The following is a 2679-nucleotide window of genomic DNA, read 5'->3' as shown; positions in this document are numbered from 1 at the left end:
CCGCACCACCTGCCGTCCTGGGACGAGATCGAGGCGCGGCTGACCGGCCCGATGGACGACACCCTGCTGCTGGACATCCTCGCGGTCCTGCTGTGGCCGCTGTGGGCCGCGTTCACCGTCTCGGTCGTCCTCGCGGTGCCGGACGTCGTCCGCGAAGCCCGCTGGCCGTCACACAGCCCGCCGCTGCCCGTCGGCGGGATGCGGGGACTGGCCACGTTCCTGCTGGGCGCGGTAATGCTCACCGTCCTCCAGTCCCGCGGCCCRCTCACCCCGACCGGCGGGCCGRCCGCCGCTGCGGCCGTCGCGACCGCGCCCGCCGCCCCTCGGTTCGTCCCCGTCGCTACCGCCAGCGCGACCGACCCGACGCTGCCGACCGCTGCGCCAGGGACCGTGGTCGTGCAGCTGCCGGCAGGCGGCGTCTACGACTCGCTGTGGCGGATCGCGGACCGCTGCCTGGGCGACGGGGCCCGCTGGCCGGAGATCTGGGCGCTCAACCACGGCATCATCCAGGCCGACGGGCGCGCGCTGACCCAGCCCAACCTGATCCGCCCCGGCTGGGTCCTGACCCTGCCCACCCCGCCGGCCCCCGTCACACCGCCTGGCGGTCAGGCACCCTCCAGCCCTCCGACCGCACCCCCGACCGGCCAAGCTCCCCCCAGCCCTTCGCCGTCGACCCCGCCGGCAACCGTCAGCCCACCCGCGACCAGCCGGCCCGCCACCCCGACCCCAGCGGCCAGCACGCCCACCCCGGGCGGCGCCGCGCCGCCGACGACCGCCAGCCCGTCCACCGGCCCGGCCTCGCCCAGCCCGACGACCGTGCCGCCGGCCGTGCCGTCTGTGCACCCGTCCGCCCCGGCCCCGTCCCGGGCACCAGGGGTGACGTTCCCGTCCGGCGGCTACCTCGGGTTGGGAGCGGTCGCGCTGCTGGTCGTCGCGCTGTTCTCCGTACGGCTCTGGCGCCGCCGGCACTACGTGCCCGGCAGCGGTGTCCGCGACGACCTCGACGAGCCGCCGGTCATCCGCCAGCTCGCCGTCGCCTACAACACGGCCACCGCCGAACGCGACGCCGACGGCGACCTGGTCGTCGTGCGCCCGCCCGGTGACCCGCACGTCACCGGCCGCCGCCACGCGGCAGCCACCGCCACTGCCCAGGCCGCCCCACCCGGCACCCGCATCGTCGGCACCACCGGCGACGGCCAGCCCCTCGCGCTCGACCTCGCCGCCACCCGCGGCCTCGGCCTGATCGGACCCGGCGCGGACGCCGCGATCCGCGCCCTGCTCGTCGCGCTGCTCGCCGATCGTCATCAGCCCGACGCCGGCCCCGCCGAGATTCTCACCCCTGCCGCAGACGTGCGGCGCCTGCTGGGCGAGGACACCACCGCCACGCCGCCGCAGCGKCTGCACRTCGTCGCCGACCTGSCCACCCTGCTGGACCGSCTCGAAGCCGACGTCGTCACCCGCGCACGGCGGGCCGCGGCCGGGGAGGACCCCAGCCGGTCCAACCTGGTCGTCGTCGCGGCCCCCGACCAGGCCTCGGACCGCCGCCTTCAGGCCGTGCTCGACAACGGCTCCCCGCTCGGCGTCGTCGGCATCCTGTACGGGCAGTGGCGGCCCGGCGCGACCGCCCGGGTACGGCCCGACGGTGTCGTCGGCGCCGCAAGCCCCGACATCGCCGCCGCTCTGATCGGCAACCGGCTGTTCACCCTGCCCGAGACCGACACCGCCCAGCTGCTCGACCTGCTCGCCGACGCCGACGCACCGGCCGCCAACCAGGAGGAGTTCCGGCGGGCAAACCCTACCCAGGGGCCCCCGCCCCCACCTCCCACCTCCGCGCCGCCCCCCGATAGCCCCGCGGCCACGCCCACGGCGCCACCGGCCCGCGTCCACCCAACACCCGCCACGCCGCCGGACCCAGACGAGCCGCCACCGCCCGGCGGCGGCGGGGCAGTTCCCGCCGAACCCACGGACGCGGCACCACCCCCGACACCTGCCGTTGGCGCCCCACGGGGACCACGACGGCCGTCGTGGGCGACCACACCGCTGCTGCTCACCCTGTTCGGCCGGCTGCGGCTGCTGTACCGGCCGGCACCAGACGGTGACTTCCAGGCCGTGGACGGCATCGGAGGTCCGAGCCGGGAGATCCTCGCCTACCTCGCCGCCCATCCCGACGGCGCACGGCGCAGGGTCATCATCGACGCGGTCTGGCCCGACGACGGCAAACCCCAGCGGCTGCGGGACAACCGGTTCTACGCCGCCATCAGCCAACTACGCCGCAGCCTCATTGCCGCCACCGGCGGGACGATCGACGACGTGTTCGACCACGACGACCGGCGCTGGCGGCTGCGCCGCGACCTCATCTCCGTCGACCTCTGGCAGGTCGACGAGGCGCTCGACGCCCGTCGGCGCGCGTCGAGCACCGCCGACGAGCTCGCCGCGATCCTCCCGGTGGCCGCCACCTACACCGGCCACCTGTCCGAGGACATCGCCGGCGGCTGGGCCGAGACCCACCGCGAGAACCTGCGCCGCCAGGTCTCCGACGCGCTCGCCAGCATCACCGCCACGATCGGGGAAGACAACCCGCAGCGCCTGGAGCTGCTGGAAACGCTGYGCCGCCTCGACCCCTACAACGAGCGGCTCTACGTCCAGATCGCCGCCACCCAGGCCCGCCTCGGCCAGCAC

At 76.2% G+C, this 2679-nt stretch carries 1 protein-coding gene; it reads left to right on the top strand.

Annotated features, from left to right (window positions below; genetic code table 11):
• The coding region (locus tag KBI5_RS23005) for a LysM peptidoglycan-binding domain-containing protein (RefSeq protein WP_085016442.1) at nucleotides 1-2679 on the top strand (2679 nt) is incomplete at both ends.

The organism is Frankia sp. KB5 (assembly GCF_002099325.1).
GTDB classification, from domain to species: domain Bacteria; phylum Actinomycetota; class Actinomycetes; order Frankiales; family Frankiaceae; genus Frankia; species Frankia casuarinae.
Note: the sequence above shows the minus strand (reverse complement) of the source record. Positions and strands in the feature narration are given on the sequence as shown.